Annotated in this window: 1 pseudogene; it reads left to right on the top strand. The window is 31.7% G+C overall.

Annotated features, from left to right (window positions below):
- Window positions 1–271, top strand: a pseudogene (locus tag F1003_RS15790) (outer membrane beta-barrel protein); the annotation flags it as partial.

The following is a 271-nucleotide window of genomic DNA, read 5'->3' as shown; positions in this document are numbered from 1 at the left end:
GTCAGAAGTACAGCAAAGTATTGCAGCTGCACCGTTATTATCAGTTAATTACAGGGATAAAAATATTGCGAGAAGTCATAAATTCTTTATCAATGGAACGTTAAATTTAGGAGAAAAAAGTGTGATAGATTTTACGGGAACTTATACAATTTCTAATGCTAGTAAAGTAGGATTAACACAAAATGAGACTTTTAACAGGGGAATAGAGGTAGAAGCAGATGGTAAATTTTTACAATTATCACAGACTTTCAAGCACGAATTTAATGATGTT

It is taken from the genome of Winogradskyella ouciana (assembly GCF_009709615.1).
Classification (GTDB): domain Bacteria; phylum Bacteroidota; class Bacteroidia; order Flavobacteriales; family Flavobacteriaceae; genus Winogradskyella; species Winogradskyella ouciana.
The sequence above is the reverse complement of the archived record's forward strand: the minus strand, read 5'-3'. Positions and strand labels throughout refer to the sequence as shown.